General features: G+C 64.3%; 17 protein-coding genes. All 17 read right to left on the reverse strand.

Annotated features, from left to right (window positions below):
• On the reverse strand, positions 1-432 hold the full coding sequence (locus QRM96_RS12950) for a DUF2550 domain-containing protein (RefSeq protein ID WP_109045054.1): 432 nt from the start codon (positions 430-432) through the stop codon (positions 1-3).
• Between the two features lie 10 nt (positions 433-442).
• Positions 443-727: a F0F1 ATP synthase subunit epsilon gene (locus QRM96_RS12955; protein WP_018760117.1), complete on the reverse strand. Its 285-nt coding sequence runs from the start codon at positions 725-727 to the stop codon at positions 443-445.
• Position 728: 1 nt separating this feature from the next.
• Complete coding sequence (gene atpD / locus QRM96_RS12960; protein WP_018760118.1) at positions 729-2,183, reverse strand: F0F1 ATP synthase subunit beta; 1,455 nt, start codon at positions 2,181-2,183, stop codon at positions 729-731.
• Between the two features lie 82 nt (positions 2,184-2,265).
• Positions 2,266-3,156: a F0F1 ATP synthase subunit gamma gene (locus QRM96_RS12965; RefSeq protein WP_018760119.1), complete on the reverse strand. Its 891-nt coding sequence runs from the start codon at positions 3,154-3,156 to the stop codon at positions 2,266-2,268.
• Positions 3,157-3,229: 73 nt separating this feature from the next.
• A complete protein-coding gene (atpA, locus tag QRM96_RS12970) occupies positions 3,230-4,867 on the reverse strand; it encodes a F0F1 ATP synthase subunit alpha (protein WP_018760120.1) in 1,638 nt (545 codons plus the stop codon).
• Between the two features lie 78 nt (positions 4,868-4,945).
• Positions 4,946-5,773: a F0F1 ATP synthase subunit delta gene (locus tag QRM96_RS12975; RefSeq protein ID WP_018760121.1), complete on the reverse strand. Its 828-nt coding sequence runs from the start codon at positions 5,771-5,773 to the stop codon at positions 4,946-4,948.
• Entirely contained in the window at positions 5,773-6,324 is a 552-nt protein-coding gene (locus tag QRM96_RS12980; RefSeq protein ID WP_018760122.1) for a F0F1 ATP synthase subunit B, read from the reverse strand. The genes QRM96_RS12975 and QRM96_RS12980 overlap by 1 nt, the downstream gene beginning before the upstream one ends.
• A 55-nt stretch (positions 6,325-6,379) precedes the next feature.
• A complete protein-coding gene (gene atpE, locus QRM96_RS12985; RefSeq protein WP_003804776.1) occupies positions 6,380-6,598 on the reverse strand; it encodes an ATP synthase F0 subunit C in 219 nt (72 codons plus the stop codon).
• 109 nt (positions 6,599-6,707) lie between these two features.
• Complete coding sequence (gene atpB / locus QRM96_RS12990; RefSeq protein ID WP_026264239.1) at positions 6,708-7,508, reverse strand: F0F1 ATP synthase subunit A; 801 nt, start codon at positions 7,506-7,508, stop codon at positions 6,708-6,710.
• Between the two features lie 81 nt (positions 7,509-7,589).
• Complete coding sequence (locus QRM96_RS12995; protein ID WP_081624092.1) at positions 7,590-7,928, reverse strand: AtpZ/AtpI family protein; 339 nt, start codon at positions 7,926-7,928, stop codon at positions 7,590-7,592.
• Positions 7,921-8,403, reverse strand: coding sequence for a Cg1360 family ATP-synthase-associated protein (locus tag QRM96_RS13000; RefSeq protein WP_109045057.1), 483 nt, complete (start codon positions 8,401-8,403; stop codon positions 7,921-7,923). Before QRM96_RS13000 ends, QRM96_RS12995 begins: the two co-directional genes overlap by 8 nt.
• A gap of 99 nt (positions 8,404-8,502) precedes the next feature.
• Positions 8,503-9,528: an MraY family glycosyltransferase gene (locus QRM96_RS13005; protein ID WP_018760125.1), complete on the reverse strand. Its 1,026-nt coding sequence runs from the start codon at positions 9,526-9,528 to the stop codon at positions 8,503-8,505.
• Entirely contained in the window at positions 9,525-11,393 is a 1,869-nt protein-coding gene (locus tag QRM96_RS13010; protein ID WP_018760126.1) for a polysaccharide biosynthesis protein, read from the reverse strand. The genes QRM96_RS13005 and QRM96_RS13010 overlap by 4 nt, the downstream gene beginning before the upstream one ends.
• 99 nt (positions 11,394-11,492) lie before the next feature.
• Positions 11,493-12,455 (reverse strand): glycosyltransferase, encoded by a 963-nt coding sequence (locus tag QRM96_RS13015; protein ID WP_285319922.1) that lies wholly within the window; start codon positions 12,453-12,455, stop codon positions 11,493-11,495.
• Positions 12,456-12,461: 6 nt separating this feature from the next.
• Entirely contained in the window at positions 12,462-13,373 is a 912-nt protein-coding gene (locus QRM96_RS13020; protein ID WP_285319923.1) for a glycosyltransferase, read from the reverse strand.
• Position 13,374: 1 nt separating this feature from the next.
• Positions 13,375-14,127 carry an L-threonylcarbamoyladenylate synthase gene (locus QRM96_RS13025; RefSeq protein ID WP_285319924.1) on the reverse strand — a complete coding sequence of 251 codons (753 nt, stop codon included), beginning with the start codon at positions 14,125-14,127 and terminating at the stop codon, positions 13,375-13,377.
• Complete coding sequence (gene prmC / locus QRM96_RS13030) at positions 14,124-15,023, reverse strand: peptide chain release factor N(5)-glutamine methyltransferase (protein ID WP_018760130.1); 900 nt, start codon at positions 15,021-15,023, stop codon at positions 14,124-14,126. Before prmC ends, QRM96_RS13025 begins: the two co-directional genes overlap by 4 nt.
• Between the last annotated feature and the right edge of the window lie 9 nt (positions 15,024-15,032).

A 15,032-nucleotide genomic window follows, 5' to 3' on the forward strand; every position in this document is an offset into this window, starting at 1 on the left:
CTAGCGCCAGGTCCCTACGCCGATGACGGGGCCGGCTTCAAGCCATGAGGACAGGCCCGTGTACGCGTCGAACTTCATGGCCAGGTGCAGGTCCTGTCCCTCGTAGCGGAGTTCGACGATAACCACATCCGGTTGGACCTTGACGGCCTCGGCCTCGGTCGGCTTTCGCCTGCCCAGGAGCTCCAGCGAACTGCGCTTGAAGGTGTATTTCGGGCGGACGCTCAGTGAGATCAACCGGAACCACTCAAGGTCATTGTCCTGATAACGACAAACCCCCATTTGCCAGCTGTTACCAGCAACGCAAATGGAGGCGTCCACCGTGCCGAGGGCGCGCCGCAAATTGAAACGGCGCACCCCCGAAAGGCACAGTGCAAAAATCAGCAATCCGAACACGATTGCCAGTGCGATGAACGAAATACCCGGTGCGTCCATCAAGGTCGTGCTAGCGGATCCCAGCGGTAGCCGAGCCGCCCAGCTGGGCGTTGTCAGCAACGATGACCACGCGGTTGTTGTCCACGGAGAAGAACCCGCCGTCAACATCTACCGCAATCCGGTCCCCTGACACTGGCTGGATGGCCAGTTCACCTTCGGCCAGGATCGCCAGCAGGGGCGAGTGGCCGGGCAGGATTCCGATTTCACCATCACTGGTGCGGGCCTTGACCATCTTGGCCGCTCCGGACCACACAAAGTGGTCCGCTGCGACAATCTCAACCTCAAGCTCAGCCATATTACTTGGTCTGTTCCTGGATCTTGGCCCACTGGCGCTCAACGTCATCGAGGCCACCGACGTTGAAGAACGCCTGCTCCGCGATGTGGTCGAGTTCGCCGTCGCAGATCGCCGAGAAGCCTTCAACGGTGTCCTTGATGGAAACCGTGGAGCCCTCAACACCGGTGAACTGCTTGGCGGTGTAGGTGTTCTGCGAGAGGAACTGCTGGATGCGGCGCGCACGCGACACCACGATCTTGTCTTCTTCGGAGAGCTCATCGACACCGAGGATGGCGATGATGTCCTGGAGTTCCTTGTTCTTCTGCAGGATCTGCTTCACGCGGACAGCCGTGTTGTAGTGGTCCTTGCCGATGTACTGGGGATCCAGGATTCGGGACGTGGACGTCAGCGGATCAACAGCCGGGTACAGGCCACGGGATGCGATTTCACGGGAAAGTTCCGTGGTCGCATCCAGGTGCGCGAAGGTCGTCGCCGGAGCCGGGTCGGTGTAGTCATCAGCGGGAACGTAGATGGCCTGCATCGAGGTGATGGAGTGGCCCTTGGTGGAGGTGATGCGCTCCTGCAGAAGGCCCATCTCGTCGGCAAGGTTGGGCTGGTAGCCCACGGCGGAGGGCATGCGGCCCAGCAGGGTCGATACCTCGGAACCGGCCTGGGTGAACCGGAAGATGTTGTCGATGAACAGCAGCACGTCCTGGTTCTGGACATCGCGGAAGTACTCCGCCATGGTCAGGGCGGACAGGGCTACGCGCAGGCGCGTTCCCGGGGGCTCATCCATCTGGCCGAACACAAGGGCGGTGTCCTTGAGGACGCCTGCCTCTTCCATTTCCACCCAGAGGTCGTTGCCCTCACGGGTACGCTCGCCAACACCGGCGAACACGGAAGTACCACCGAAGTTGCGGGCAACACGGGTGATCATTTCCTGGATCAGGACGGTCTTGCCCACGCCGGCGCCGCCGAAGAGGCCGATCTTTCCACCCTTGATGTACGGGGTGAGGAGGTCGATGACCTTGATGCCGGTCTCCAGCATCTCGGTGGAGCCTTCGAGCGAAGCAAAGCTCGGGGCCTTGCGGTGGATCGGCCAGCGTTCGCTGATGTCCAGTTCCGACTCGGCAACGTCCAGGGGCTGGCCCAGCACGTTGAAGATGTGGCCCTTGACTCCGTCGCCGACAGGCACGGAGATCGGGGCACCGCTGTCCACCACGGAGGTGCCGCGGACCAGGCCGTCGGTTGCCTGCAGGGAGATGGCGCGCACGAGGTTGTCGCCCAGGTGCTGGGAGGTCTCGAACGTGATGGTCTTGGTCTCACCGTTGAGAGTGATCTCGGTGGTGAGGGCGTTGTAGATCGACGGGATTGCGTCAGCCGGGAATTCGACGTCGACAACCGGGCCGATTACGCGCGCAATACGGCCGGTTGCACCGGACGTTGCGGCTACGTGTTCGGTAGCAGTGGCAGTCATCTCTCTCACTTCATTCAGTAGATGGCGTGGGGTTAAGTTTATCTGTGGTGGTGCTGGTTACGCGGAACCGGGGAGGTGCAGGCTAGGACGCGAGGGCGTCCGCGCCGGCAACAATCTCGGAGAGTTCCTGCGTAATCTCGGCCTGGCGGGCCGTGTTGCGCAGGCGCGTGTACTTCTTGATCAGGTCCGTTGCGTTGTCGCCTGCGGACTTCATCGCCCGCTGGCGGGCGGCGAGCTCGGAAGCTGCTGCCTGCAACATGGCTGCGAAGATACGGGATTCGATGTAGCGCGGCAGCAGGGCGTCAAGGACACGCTCCGCTTCCGGTTCGAACTCGTACAGCGGCAGGAGATCCGATTCGGACTGGGCCTGCTCTTCCACTACTTCAAGCGGGAGCAGGCGGATGACCGTCGGCTCCTGGGTGACCATGGACTTGAAGCGGGTGTAGACAACGTGGATCTCGTCCACGCCGCCGTCTTCGAAGTCGGTCGCGAATTCTGCCAGCAACGCTGCGCCGACTTCACGGGCAGTAGCGAACTCGGGTGCGTCGGTTCCTCCGGTCCAGACCCGCGCATACTCGCGGTTCCGGAAATCGAAGTAGGCCTGGGCCTTGCGGCCCACGACATAGGTCTTGACTTCCTTGCCTTCGGCGCGGAGCAGCTCGTTGAGACCTTCCGCCTGCTTGAGGACGCTCGCCGAGTATGAACCTGCCAGGCCGCGGTCCGAGGTGATTACCAGGACTGCGGCGCGGCGGATCTGCTCCGGCTCAGTGATCAGCGGGTGGTCGATTTCGCTTTGGCTGGCGACAGCAGAAACGGCGCGCGTGATCGCGTTCGCGTAAGGCAGTGAAGCTGCTACGCGCGCACGGGCCTTCCCGATGCGCGAGGTAGCGATCAGTTCCATCGCCTTGAAGATCTTGCGCATCGACGTGGTCGAGCTGATCTTCTGGCGGTAGACCCGGATCTGGGCTCCCATACTTATCCTTTCCTAACATTCCGTCGCCGGGTGTGCCGGGCCTTTGCGGCCCGGCACACCCGGCGGTGCGGAACTAGCGCTTCTGCTTGACGATCTTTTCCTGGTCGACTTCGCCCTCGGAGATAGCGTCGTGCTCCTCGTGGCCGGCGCCTACCAGGTGGTTGTCACCCTCGCCGAAGAAGCCCTTCTTGAAGTCCACAATCGAGGACTTCAGAGCTGCAACGGTGTCATCGTCCAGGACGTTGGTCTGTGCCAGCGTGGTCAGGATCGAGGACTTGTGGCGAAGGTGCTCAAGGAACTCAGCCTCGAACCGGCTGATGTCCTCGACCGGAACGTCGTCCAGGTAGCCGTTGGTGCCGGCCCAGATGGAAACAACCTGGTCCTCGACCGGGAACGGTGAGTACTGGCCCTGCTTCAGCAGTTCCATCAGGCGGGCGCCACGGGTGAGCTGCTGGCGTGACGCAGCATCCAGGTCGGATGCGAACATGGCGAACGCCTGCATGTCGCGGTACTGGGCCAGGTCCAGCTTCAAAGTACCGGAAACCTTCTTCATGGACTTCACCTGGGCGGCACCGCCAACGCGGGACACCGAGACGCCAACGTCCACAGCGGGCCGCTGGTTGGCGTTGAAGAGGTCCGACTGGAGGAAGATCTGGCCGTCGGTGATGGAGATGACGTTGGTCGGGATGTAGGCGGAGACGTCGTTCGCCTTGGTCTCGATCAGCGGCAGGCCCGTCATGGAGCCGGCACCGAGCTCGTCGGAGAGCTTGGCACAACGCTCCAGCAGACGGGAGTGCAGGTAGAAGACGTCACCCGGGTAGGCTTCGCGTCCCGGCGGGCGGCGGAGCAACAGGGACACTGCACGGTAGGCCTCAGCCTGCTTGGACAGGTCATCGAACACGATGAGGACGTGCTTGCCGCCGTACATCCAATGCTGGCCGATGGCCGAACCGGCGTACGGTGCCAGGTACTTGAAGCCTGCGGGGTCGGACGCGGGAGAAGCCACGATGGTGGTGTACTCCAGCGCGCCGTTGTCCTCAAGGGTCTGGCGGATGGCGGCAATCGTGGACGCCTTCTGGCCGATGGCGACGTAGATGCAGCGGACCTGCTTGGTGACATCGCCGGAAGCCCAGTTGGCCTTCTGGTTGATGATGGTGTCGATCGCGATCGCGGACTTGCCGGTCTGGCGGTCGCCAATGATCAGCTGGCGCTGGCCGCGGCCGATCGGGATCATCGCGTCGATGGCCTTCAGGCCGGTCTGCATCGGTTCGTGGACCGACTTACGCTGGGTCACGCCGGGAGCCTGGAGCTCCAGCGCGCGGGTGGTCTCGGCCTTGATCTCGCCGAGGTCGTCGATGGGCACGCCCAGCGGGTCGACAACGCGGCCGAGGAAGGCGTCGCCAACGGGAACGGACAGAACCTGTCCGGTCCGGTGGACTTCCTGGCCTTCTTCGATGCCGGTGAAGTCACCGAGGATGATGACGCCGATCTCGCGGACGTCAAGGTTCTGGGCCAGGCCCAGGGTGCCGTCCTCGAAGCGCAGCAGCTCGTTCGCCATGACCGAGGGAAGGCCCTCAACACGGGCGATGCCGTCACTTGCGGTGGTTACGCGGCCGACCTCTACGCGCTCTGCGTTCCCGGGTTCGTAGGACGCCGCGAACTCGTTCAGCGCATTACGGACGTCGTCGGCGTTGATGGTCAATTCGGCCATCTGCAGTCCCTGCTCTCCTGTTTGTGATCACCGCAAACGGTGACCGGGGTTTCTATCAGTTTGGTTGTGCTTGTCCGGCTAGCCGGCCAGCTGGCGTTGCAGTTCTCCCAGCCGGGTAAGGACCGAGGCATCGAGTACCTCGTCGCCCACCTGGACGCGGATTCCGCCAATGAGCGACGGGTCAACAATGACGTTGACCTTCAATTCCCGCCCGTACAGTGCGTTCATGCCCGCCTGGAGGCGTGCCAGCTGCGTCTCCGACAACGGCCGGGTCACGCTGACTGTTGCAATCCAGCGCTGCTGCCGCTTGGCCGCCAGTTCGGCAAACCGTTCCACCAGCCGGGTGGGCTTGATGCCGCGGGGCTGGGTGACGGCCTGGGTGATAAGCACCCGGGCTTCTTCGCTGGCGCCGGGCGCCAGCCGCTCCGCGAGGGTGGCTTTGGCTGCCGCGCTGGCCTGCGGTTCGGACAGAGCACGTTGTACCTCGTGGCTGGAGGCAACAGCCTGGTTGAAGGAAAACAGGTCGTTTTCCAGCTCTTCCAGGCCAGTGATTCCGGAGGCAGAAACGGCCGACTTGTTTTCAGCAACGGAAATGACCACCGTTGCGGCAAGAGTCTCGAGTGCATCGCCGATGTCGCGCGCCGATGCCCAGCGTGAGCTGGCCAGACCGCCCGCGATTTCAGCCGCATCAGCGGAGACTTTTCCGCCAACCAGCTGCCTGACCAGCGCCGATTTCTCGTCGCCGCTGCGGGAGGGGTCAGTCAGGGCACGGCGCAAACCAGCCGAGCTGTCCACCATTCCCAGAATTCCGAAGAGTTCCTTTGCCAGCTGCAGCGACGCGGTCGGAAGCTTCGCTTCCAAGGCGGCCAGGGCTGTTGCCAGCGATTCGCTCGATACGCCTGCCATTATTTAGCTGCACCTGCGTTCTGGGACTCCAGATCTGCCAGGAAACGGTCCACGACCCGTGCTGCACGGGCGTCGTCATCGAGGGACTCGCCCACGATGCGGCCTGCCAGGGTGGTGGCCAGGGTGCCGACCTCGGCACGCAGGGACACAACGGCCGCCTGGCGCTCTGATTCGATCTGTGCGTGGGCCTGCGCAGTGATGCGGGCAGACTCTGCTGCCGCCTTCTCCTTGAGATCCGCGAGGATCTGGGCACCTTCGGCGCGGGCTTCCTCACGGATGCGGTTTGCTTCGGTGCGGGCGTCGGTCAGCTGCTGCTTGTACTCTTCGAGTGCAGCAGACGCCTCAGCCTGGGCCTTTTCAGCCTTGGCGATGCCGCCTTCAATGGCCTCGGCACGCTCGGCGAAGGTCTTCTCGAACATCGGGACAACGTACTTGACCACGATGAAAAAGAGGATGGCGAAGCCAACGAAGACAACCAGCATTTCCCAGCCATTGGGAACAAGGGGGTTGACGTCGCCCTCAGCGGCGGCTGAGATGTTCAGCTGATGCATATTTCACCCGTCCTTTATCTACTCGGTTCTGAATGTTCGCTGAAGTTCTCTGGGTTTACTTGAGAACGAAAGCGAAGACCAAGCCCAGGATGGCGAGTGCTTCGGTCAGCGCCAGGCCAAGGAATGCGATGGGCTGCAGGACGCGCTGGGCTTCCGGCTGGCGCGCAACGCCGTTGATGTAGGCAGCGAACACGAGACCCACACCGATACCACCGCCGATAGCCGAGAGGCCATAGCCGATGAGGTTGAGGGAGCCGTTGATGGAGCCTTCCATTTTTTTTCCTTTCAAGATGCCACTTGTGTGGCAGGTTGTTTGGGTTGCTTCATCCCCGCGAGGGGAATTCTGTGTGTGCCGTGAGGGACATGGCGCCCCGCCGGCGTGCCTAGTGGCTGTCGGCGTGCAGTGCGCCTTCGATGTAGATCGCGGTCAGCAGCGTGAAGACGTAGGCCTGCAGGACCATGATCAGGGCTTCAAGCATGTACATGGCGATCGCACCGGCCAGGACCAGGACCGACGTGCCCTTGAGCAGGAAGTTCTCCTGCATGATCAGGTACTCGATGCCGGAGCCCGCGATCATCACGATGAGGTGGCCGGCGAGCATGGTAGCGAACAGACGAAGGCTGTGCGTGACGGGCCGGACAACGAAGTTGGAGATGATCTCGATCGGGATGACGATCGGGAGGATGTACCACGGAACGCCGGAGGGTACGGTGGCCAGCTTGAAGTAGCGCAGGCCGTTCTTCTTGATGCCGATGGCGATCCAGGTCACGTAGACCAGGCCGGCCAGCACATACGCTCCACCCACGTGCGAGAACGTGGGGAGTTGGAACACCGGAATGGCGCCGTAGATGTTGTTGACCAGGATGAAGAAGAACAGGCTGAACAGCAGCGGGACGTACTTGATGAAGTCCCTGCCGCCGATGATGTCCTTGGCGATTCCGTTGCGGACGAAGCCGTAGGCGGCCTCGCCGGCGAACTGGAGCTTGCCGGGTACCAGCTGCTGCTTGCGTGCGGCGAGCACGAAGAAGACGGCGATAAAGACGACAGAGAGGAGGACCAGCAGCATCTGCTTGGAGAATCCTTCTGCGGCACCCCACGGCAGGATTGCCGGCAAATGCATTTCGTTAATTCCAGGAGGAGTGAACTCTCCTGAATCTTGGGCCGGGAGCGCAAGCGCGATCAACGCGTTTCCTCTCTGCAGTGTCCATCATTGGGCGTTGGGCGGGGTCCGGCAGCGTGACAGCCTGCTGTTCCCCCTGTGAAATTATTTGGCATTAGTGTTGCCGTCCTGGGACGGCCCGCTGGCAGCATGGCGATCACCAGCGTTTGTGCGAGAACTGGTAAGGCCATGCATATGGGAAAGGTAAAAACCTCCGACGGCTCCAAGCAGAGCGCCTGCGAGCACGATCCAGCGCGTTCCCCACACGTAATCCAGTCCCCACCCTATCAAACTCCAGACGATGATTCCGCCAATGATGTAGCTGAATACCGCCATTCCAGCGTTGTAGCCGCCGTCGTTCGACGCGTCGGAAACACCGGGTGCGGAGCCGTTGGATCGGCGCTTGGCTTTCGCTGCAACGTCGGATTTCTTCGGGTTACGCATTGGTGGGTCCCTTCTCTTCCGGATCGTTGTAGATCTGGAGGCGGGCTTTGCTGAACCCATGGATCTCCGCAGCCTGCCAGAGGACGACGGCGACCACGGCACCTATGACGAACCAGCGTCCGTGCAGCCACGCCGGAGCCCCGACAACGAACAGGACGACCGCGAAGCCAACCACCTTGATGAAGTAGGTGGCTACGAACACCCCAATCGCGCCGGACGGATTCCGGCGTCCCACGAAGTGGCCAACCAGCAGGCTGATTCCGAAGAACAGCATCACCAGCAGGCCCCCGAGGAAACTGGAAACTGCCCCGCTTGCTCCATTGAGGAGCGCGGCAGGGATGGCGCACAGCGCCAGTCCGGCCGTGGCGGCAATCGAACTGCGCTTGAGCAGGTTCAGCCAGAGCGAGCGTGTGGGACCCGAAGAGCCAACGTGTCCATGGCCGGACACAGGTCCGGACTCGGCGTTGGAGGTCATTCGATCCCAATCGTCGGCACCTCGTGGCTCAGCGCCAGGAGGTAAAGGGTGGAGGAGCAGCTTGGGCTGCCCCTAAATTCTACACGAGATAGAACATGGCTAGGTCACCGGCAGCCGTGTGACTTTGGACCTGCGGCGGCGGCGTCCAATCAGGTCCGGGCTGGCCAGGTACACGACGAGGACCAGGACGGTGCCGGCCACGCACAGGGCCACCACCGGCAACGACGCGGTGGCGGCGACGAAGCCGAGGATGATCACGGCGACCGTGCAGGCAGTAACGGCGGCAGCCGACTGCAGGTGCGAGAAGCCGACATCCGTGAGCCGCTGGTAGACGTGCTCACGGTGCGATGCGTACCAGCGCTCCCCCGCCTTGATCCGCCGAAGCAGTGTGTAGCCGGTGTCCGCGGCATACACCAGGATGGGTGAGAGGACGTATTCCACGTAGACACCGCCAAGGAAGCCGGCGACGGCGAGGGCGGCTACGGATGCGCCGAGCAGGTAACTTCCGACGTCGCCCAGGAAGACTGAACCCCGGCCCAGGTTCCACGGCAGGAAACCGAGGAAGGACATCGCGAGCACGGCTCCGCCAGCCGTGAGCCAGGGTTGTTCGGCCAGCGTTCCGGCCAGCGCGTAGGCCCCGCCGGCGGTGACCCCGTGCAGGCCGGAAATACCATTGACGCCGTCCATGAAGTTGGCAATGTTGACATACGCCGCGATCGCCAGCGCCGCGAGGGGCAGCCACCAGAACGACTGGCCGGTCAGCACGATCAGGACCACCGATCCGGCGGCCCCGATGCCGAGCTGGGCAGCTGCACGGCCGCGGATGGACAGGCCGCGCAGGTCCTCGACCCAGCCGACAACGGCGCAGGCCACAATGATCGCCAGGACGACGGCGGACACGGACCGGTCAACGGTGACCACGCCGAGGAGGACGGCTGCCGCGTAGCCGATGACGGTGGCGAGGGCGGCGGCGACCCCCATGCCGCGGATGGTTGCCTTGGCGTGCGACGAGCGGGCAGAGGGAACGTCCACCACCCCCATCCGGACCAACCAGGGCTTCACTGCGAACGGGAGGAGGAGGCTCGCCAGCAGGGTTGCCAGTGCCACCAGCAGCAGCGGCATCATGAGGCAACCCTGATGGCGCCCGTGTCATCGGCCTCATCGTCGGGAATGTCGCTGATGCTGACGCCCTGTTCCGCTTCACAACGGGCCAGCCAGACGTTGAGGTCGAGCTTGTCCGGATCCTGCTCGGTGGCCCGGGTGTGTGAAATCTTGGGGTGCAGCGGGCGTTTGTCCAGTTCCCCGGCGCCCACCAGTTCCTCGTGCAGCTTCTCCCCCGGCCGCAGTCCGGTGTAGATAATCTCCACGTCCTTGCCGGACATGGCGATCATGCGTTGCGCCACGTCGAGGATCCGGACCGGTTCGCCCATGTCAAGGATGAGGACGTCGCCGCCGGCACCGATCGCACCGGCCTGGATCACCAGCTGGCAGGCTTCGGGAATGGTCATGAAGAAGCGCGTGACATCGGGGTCGGTGACCGTGACCGGACCGCCGACGCGGATCTGTTCGGTGAAGAGCGGCAGCATGGAGCCGCGACTGCCCATGACGTTGCCGAAGCGGACGGAGACGAACTTCTTTTGCGTCTGCCCTGCCATCCACGCAGTCAGCTTTTCGGCAACCCGCTTGGAGTGGCCGAGGGCGGTGGTGGGGTTGGCGGCTTTGTCGGTGGAAATGTTGACGAAGTTCGAAACGCCTGCCCGGCGGGCGGCGCGCAGCACGTTCAACGTGCCGCACACGTTCGTCTTCCAGGCCTCCACAGGGTACTGCTGGAGCAGTGGAGCGTGCTTGAGAGCTGCCGCGTGGAACACCACTTCGGGCTGCCGGTCAGCGAAGATCTCCTGGAGGGCTTCGCCGTCGCGGATGTTGGCCAGGACGGTGTCGCGGCCGGCCAGCAGGCCGCGGCCGGTGATGGAAATCTGGGTCTGCTGCAGCCCGGTTTCGTCGTGGTCCAGCATGATCAGTTCCGCGGGGTCGAACTGCACGATCTGGCGGCAGAGTTCCGAGCCGATGGATCCGCCGGCGCCGGTTACCAGCACCCGCTTGCCCTTGATGTAGCCGGCAATCTCGTCGACCTTGATGTCCACGGGCCGCCGGCCTATCAGGTCTTCGACCGCCACGTCGCGGAAATCGGAGAACCCCGCGGGCGCTCCGCTGCCAAGCATGTCCCTCAGCGGCGGCAGGACCAGGACGCGGACGTTGAGCCCGGCCACGGCGTCGGAGATGCGGCGCACCAGTCCCGCTTCGACGTTGGCGAAGGCCACCACCAGGACGGTTGCCCGCGTGCGCCGGATGATGGCGGGGAGGTCGTCCCCGCGGCCCTGGACCTGGACACCGGAAAGGCGCAGGTGCTTCTTGGCGGGATCGTCATCCACCAGGCCTACCGGGAAGTAGGGCGAGTCCGGGTCCTGCAGCATCCGGGTTACCAGGGAGTTGCCGAGGAACCCCGCGCCGTAGACCAGCGTGTTTTGGGCCCCGTCCCCGGGCCTGGTCTTGCTTTCGGCGTAGAGGCGCTTGGCATAGCGGGCGGCGCCCATGAACAGGCAAGCGAAAGGGAAAGCGATGAGGCCGACGCTGCGGCCGATGTTGATGGCCTCATAGAGGACCAGCAGGCTGGCGGTGATGGAGGCGGCCACGATGACCGTGACGAACACCAGTGCCCGGGCTTCCTGGAAGCTGCCGAATGGATAGCGGCCCCGGTACAAGGCGAGGGAGTATCCTGCCAGCATCTGGACGACGACGGCGATGGCAGCGATGGCGAAGGCACCGGCGAACTGCTCCACCCGGATACCCATCTCATAGCGCAGCAGCAGCGCCAGGACGATGGCCACGACCCACGACATGGAGTCGAGGAACATCTGGATCCAGATCCAGATGGCGGGTTTCTCGTCCCGTACGGCGGCGGATGCGCGCGTTTCAGATTTTGTACTCAACAGAAGATGCAACCGACTTCCACTACCACGGCGGCCAGCGCCTTTTTCACAATGCCCCGCCGCAAAAACCGTCGGACGGCGTCGGGACCTAGAACGATACTAATCTCTTCGGCTTCCACTTCCCGGATGCGCGGGCAGTGGAGGCATGGGTTTCCATCCGGTGTCCGAGAGGATCGTGCGTGATTCGCGCCATCCGCGCCACAGTGCGCCGGAGCCCTTGAGGGTGCGTTCCACCAGGACCAGGCGGGCTATTTCCTTGAGGAAAGTCAGCGCCGTCCCGGCAGCGAAACCGGCCCTGTTGTACTTGCCGTACGCCTTCAGGTAGTGCGCCACGTGTCCCCGGTTGCGCATCACGTAGCGCCGGCTGAGGTCGGAGGAATCGTTAAGGTGGCGCAGTCCCAGGTCCACCTGCCGCTGGGCACGGACCTTCTTGATGACGAAGGCGTTGACGTACACCACCGGCGTCCGCTGTGCCGCGAGCCAGCCGTAGATGAGGTCGTCCCAGGTGATGAAGAACCGCGGGTCCGGCAGGCCAATCTCGCGGGCCACGGAGGCCTTGACCAGCATGCCCTCAAAATTCCCCACGTTGGTGCGGAACACGTCCGAATGCTTGAACACGTCCCGGGACACCGGCAGGAAAACGCCCAGCGATTCCACGAAATGGTGCTGCCAGAAGAAGGGATTGCCGTTGGCGTCGTAGCGGCGGCCGATCATGCATGAATACTCCGGCGTGAATTTCTCCAGGGCGTCCACGGCGCCGGGAAGGACCTCGACGTCGTCGTCCATCAGCCACAGCCACTCGGCACCCGACTCGAGCGCGAGTTGGACGCCGTGGGAAAATCCGCCGGCGCCGCCCACGTTCCGGTCCAGCTTCTCGTACCGGATGGGCGGACCACCGGCAGACATCGCCTGCGCCACGACGTCGGCGGTGTGGTCGGTGCTCGCGTTATCCACCACCAGGACCTGTGCGGGAGCGCTGCCTGGACCGGTGAAGGAGCGGAGCAGGTTGCGCAGGAACTCGGCACGGTTGAACGTGACGACAACGGCGTACAGGTTGTCCACGGCGGCCTAGCTCCTGGCGGACATCAGTTCCGCGGGCGAGCCGAAGCCCTTGCCGCGGAAGCCGGTGGAGTAGGCGCCGAACCAGTGTGCGAGGCCCTTGAAGTCACCGGTCTTCAGGAAGTAGTACGGGAAACCGACGATGTCGGCGCTGAACCAGCGCAGGTTGCGGTATTTCCGGGTCAGGTAGCCGCGGTTGCGGAAGTAGCAGTAACGCTTGAAGTCGCCCTCCGGGAAGACGGGGGTGATGAAGCCGCCGAACACCGGCTTCATCTCGGTCCACGTGGCGGGGTGCTGCACGGCGACGGTGGCCAAGGTGCCGTATTTCAGGCCTGCCTTCTTCACCCGGGACAGGAAGTCCACCTCATCCCCACGGATGAAGAACTTTACGTCGGGTATGCCGATCTTGTAGAAGACCTCGGTCCGGATCAGCGCGCCGTTGAAAAAGTGCACCATGTCCGGGAGGTAGCCCATGGGAGCGAGCCGGGACCTGTCGTTGGTCAGCAGGCCATTGATGCGGAAATTGAAGGAGAGCCGGTTGGGGTCTGCGGTCGCGGCAACCAGCGGGCTGATGATGTCCAGCTGGTGCTCGTCGGCGCTGCGGAGCAGTTCGGCAAGGCAGCTCGCGTCCTCCGGGTGGCCGTCGTCGTCCATCATCCAGATCCAGTCCGCGCCGCGGGCCATGGCGGCAAGGATGGCGTAGGCGAACCCGCCGGCGCCGCCGAGGTTGGCTTCGGAGCGCAGGTAGTTGATGTTGTCAGCGCCCATGGCGTTGACGACGTCGGTGGCCGGGACGGTACCGGAGTCCACCAGGGCGATGGAATGGATGGGAGCGGTTTGGGCGGCCAGGCCTTGCAGGAGCAGGGCCAGCTCCTCGTGGCGGTCGAAGGTGACGGCGGCTACGGCGACTTTGGGCTGCATGTCAGTCTTCCGGAGCGGCGTCGGGGTTGCCCGCAACACTGGCGTCCGGTGCACCGGCGTTGTCGGCGTGCGGTTCTTCCTCTGCCATCGGGATTTCTCCGAGCCCCAGGACACCGGGGACGTGCTCGCGCAACCGGTCGAGGCTGACCGCCCCGTTGCGGACCACGCGGAGGACGGGGCCGGTGGCGTCCACGATGGTTGACGGGACGCCGGCGTCACCTTCCAGTGGACGCGGGCCGCCTTCCAGGTACACCTCGACGGAGTCGGCCAGCTGTTCGCGCGCCGCTGCCGCCGTTTGCGCCGGTGCCTGGCCGGTGCGGTTGGCAGAGGAGACGGCGAGCGGGCCCGTCAGGGTCAGCAGCTCCAGGGCTACCTCGTCAGCAGGCATGCGCAGCGCCACGGTTCCCTTGGTCTCGCCGAGGTCCCAGTCGAGCGAGGGCTGGGCGTGCAGGATCAGGGTGAGGCCGCCGGGCCAAAAGGCTTCGGCGAGCTTGCGCGCGCCGGCTGACACGTCCGTGGCCAGGCCGTCCAGTGCGTTGATACGCGGAATCAGGACCGGCGGCGGCATGGTCCTGCTCCGGCCCTTTGATACCAGCAGCATGGTGACAGCATGCGGCGAGAATGCGTCCGCGCCGATCCCGTAGACGGTGTCCGTGGGCAGAACCACGCACTTCTTTTCGCTGATGGCACGCTGGGCGTGTTCCAGGCCCTGTGCCCGCTCGTCGTCGATGGTGCAGTTGTAGGTTGTGGTCACTGGCCCATTCTTTCATTTCGTGTGGCCTGGTCCGCGAGCACGGCGCTGGTGGCGCGCTCCTTGCCGTTGAGGTCCAGGTGCGTACTGATGCTTGTCCAGGCGCCGGTCCGGTCGAGCATGGCGGCAATCCAGCCTGCCTGGACTTCAGCGTGTTCCATGACGAAGTAGCCCCCGGGACGCAGGAGCCGGGCAGCCGAGGCCGCTGCCGCCGTCGGGAGTTCCATGCCGTCCGCTCCCCCGCCGTACAACGCCTCGGGCGGGTCATGCAAGGCCACTTCGGGTTCATTGGGGGTGGCGGCGGCCGGGATGTACGGCGGGTTGGAGATCACGACGTCGACTGTTCCGTTGAGCTCCGGCAGCGCGTTGCGCAGGTCCCCCAGGACGAGGTTGACGCCGAGGGGCGCCAGGTTCTTCGCCGCCCAGGCGTGCGCAAACGGGCTGAACTCTACCGCGTGCACGTCGGCACCGGGCACCTCGTGCGCGACGGAGCCGGCGATGGCGCCCGAGCCGGTGCCCAGGTCCACGATCCGGGGCGCCTGCATGCCCTTGACGTGGTCAATGGCCAGCTGGACCACGGATTCGGTTTCCGGCCGGGGAATGAACACGCCGGGACCGACCGCCAGCTCAAGGTAGCGGAAGTGCGCCACCCCGGTGATGTGCTGCAACGGAATGCGGCGGACGCGTTCAGCCACCAGCTCGGCATAGCCCGCGGGCGCAGCCGTATCGCCGAGCATCAGTGCGCGGAGGCGTCCCAGCCCGACATTGAGGAGGTGGTCCGCCAGCAACTCCGCGTCGGCCCGGGGGCTGGGGACACCGGCCTCGGCCAGGCGTTCCGCGGCCTCTCGTACGGCTGCGGCCAGGGACTGGGCAGGGGCCGTCTCGGTGGGCTCACTCATGGTTGGCTT

Origin of the sequence: Pseudarthrobacter sp. lyk4-40-TYG-27 (assembly GCF_030209295.1) — a bacterium.
Classification (GTDB): domain Bacteria; phylum Actinomycetota; class Actinomycetes; order Actinomycetales; family Micrococcaceae; genus Arthrobacter.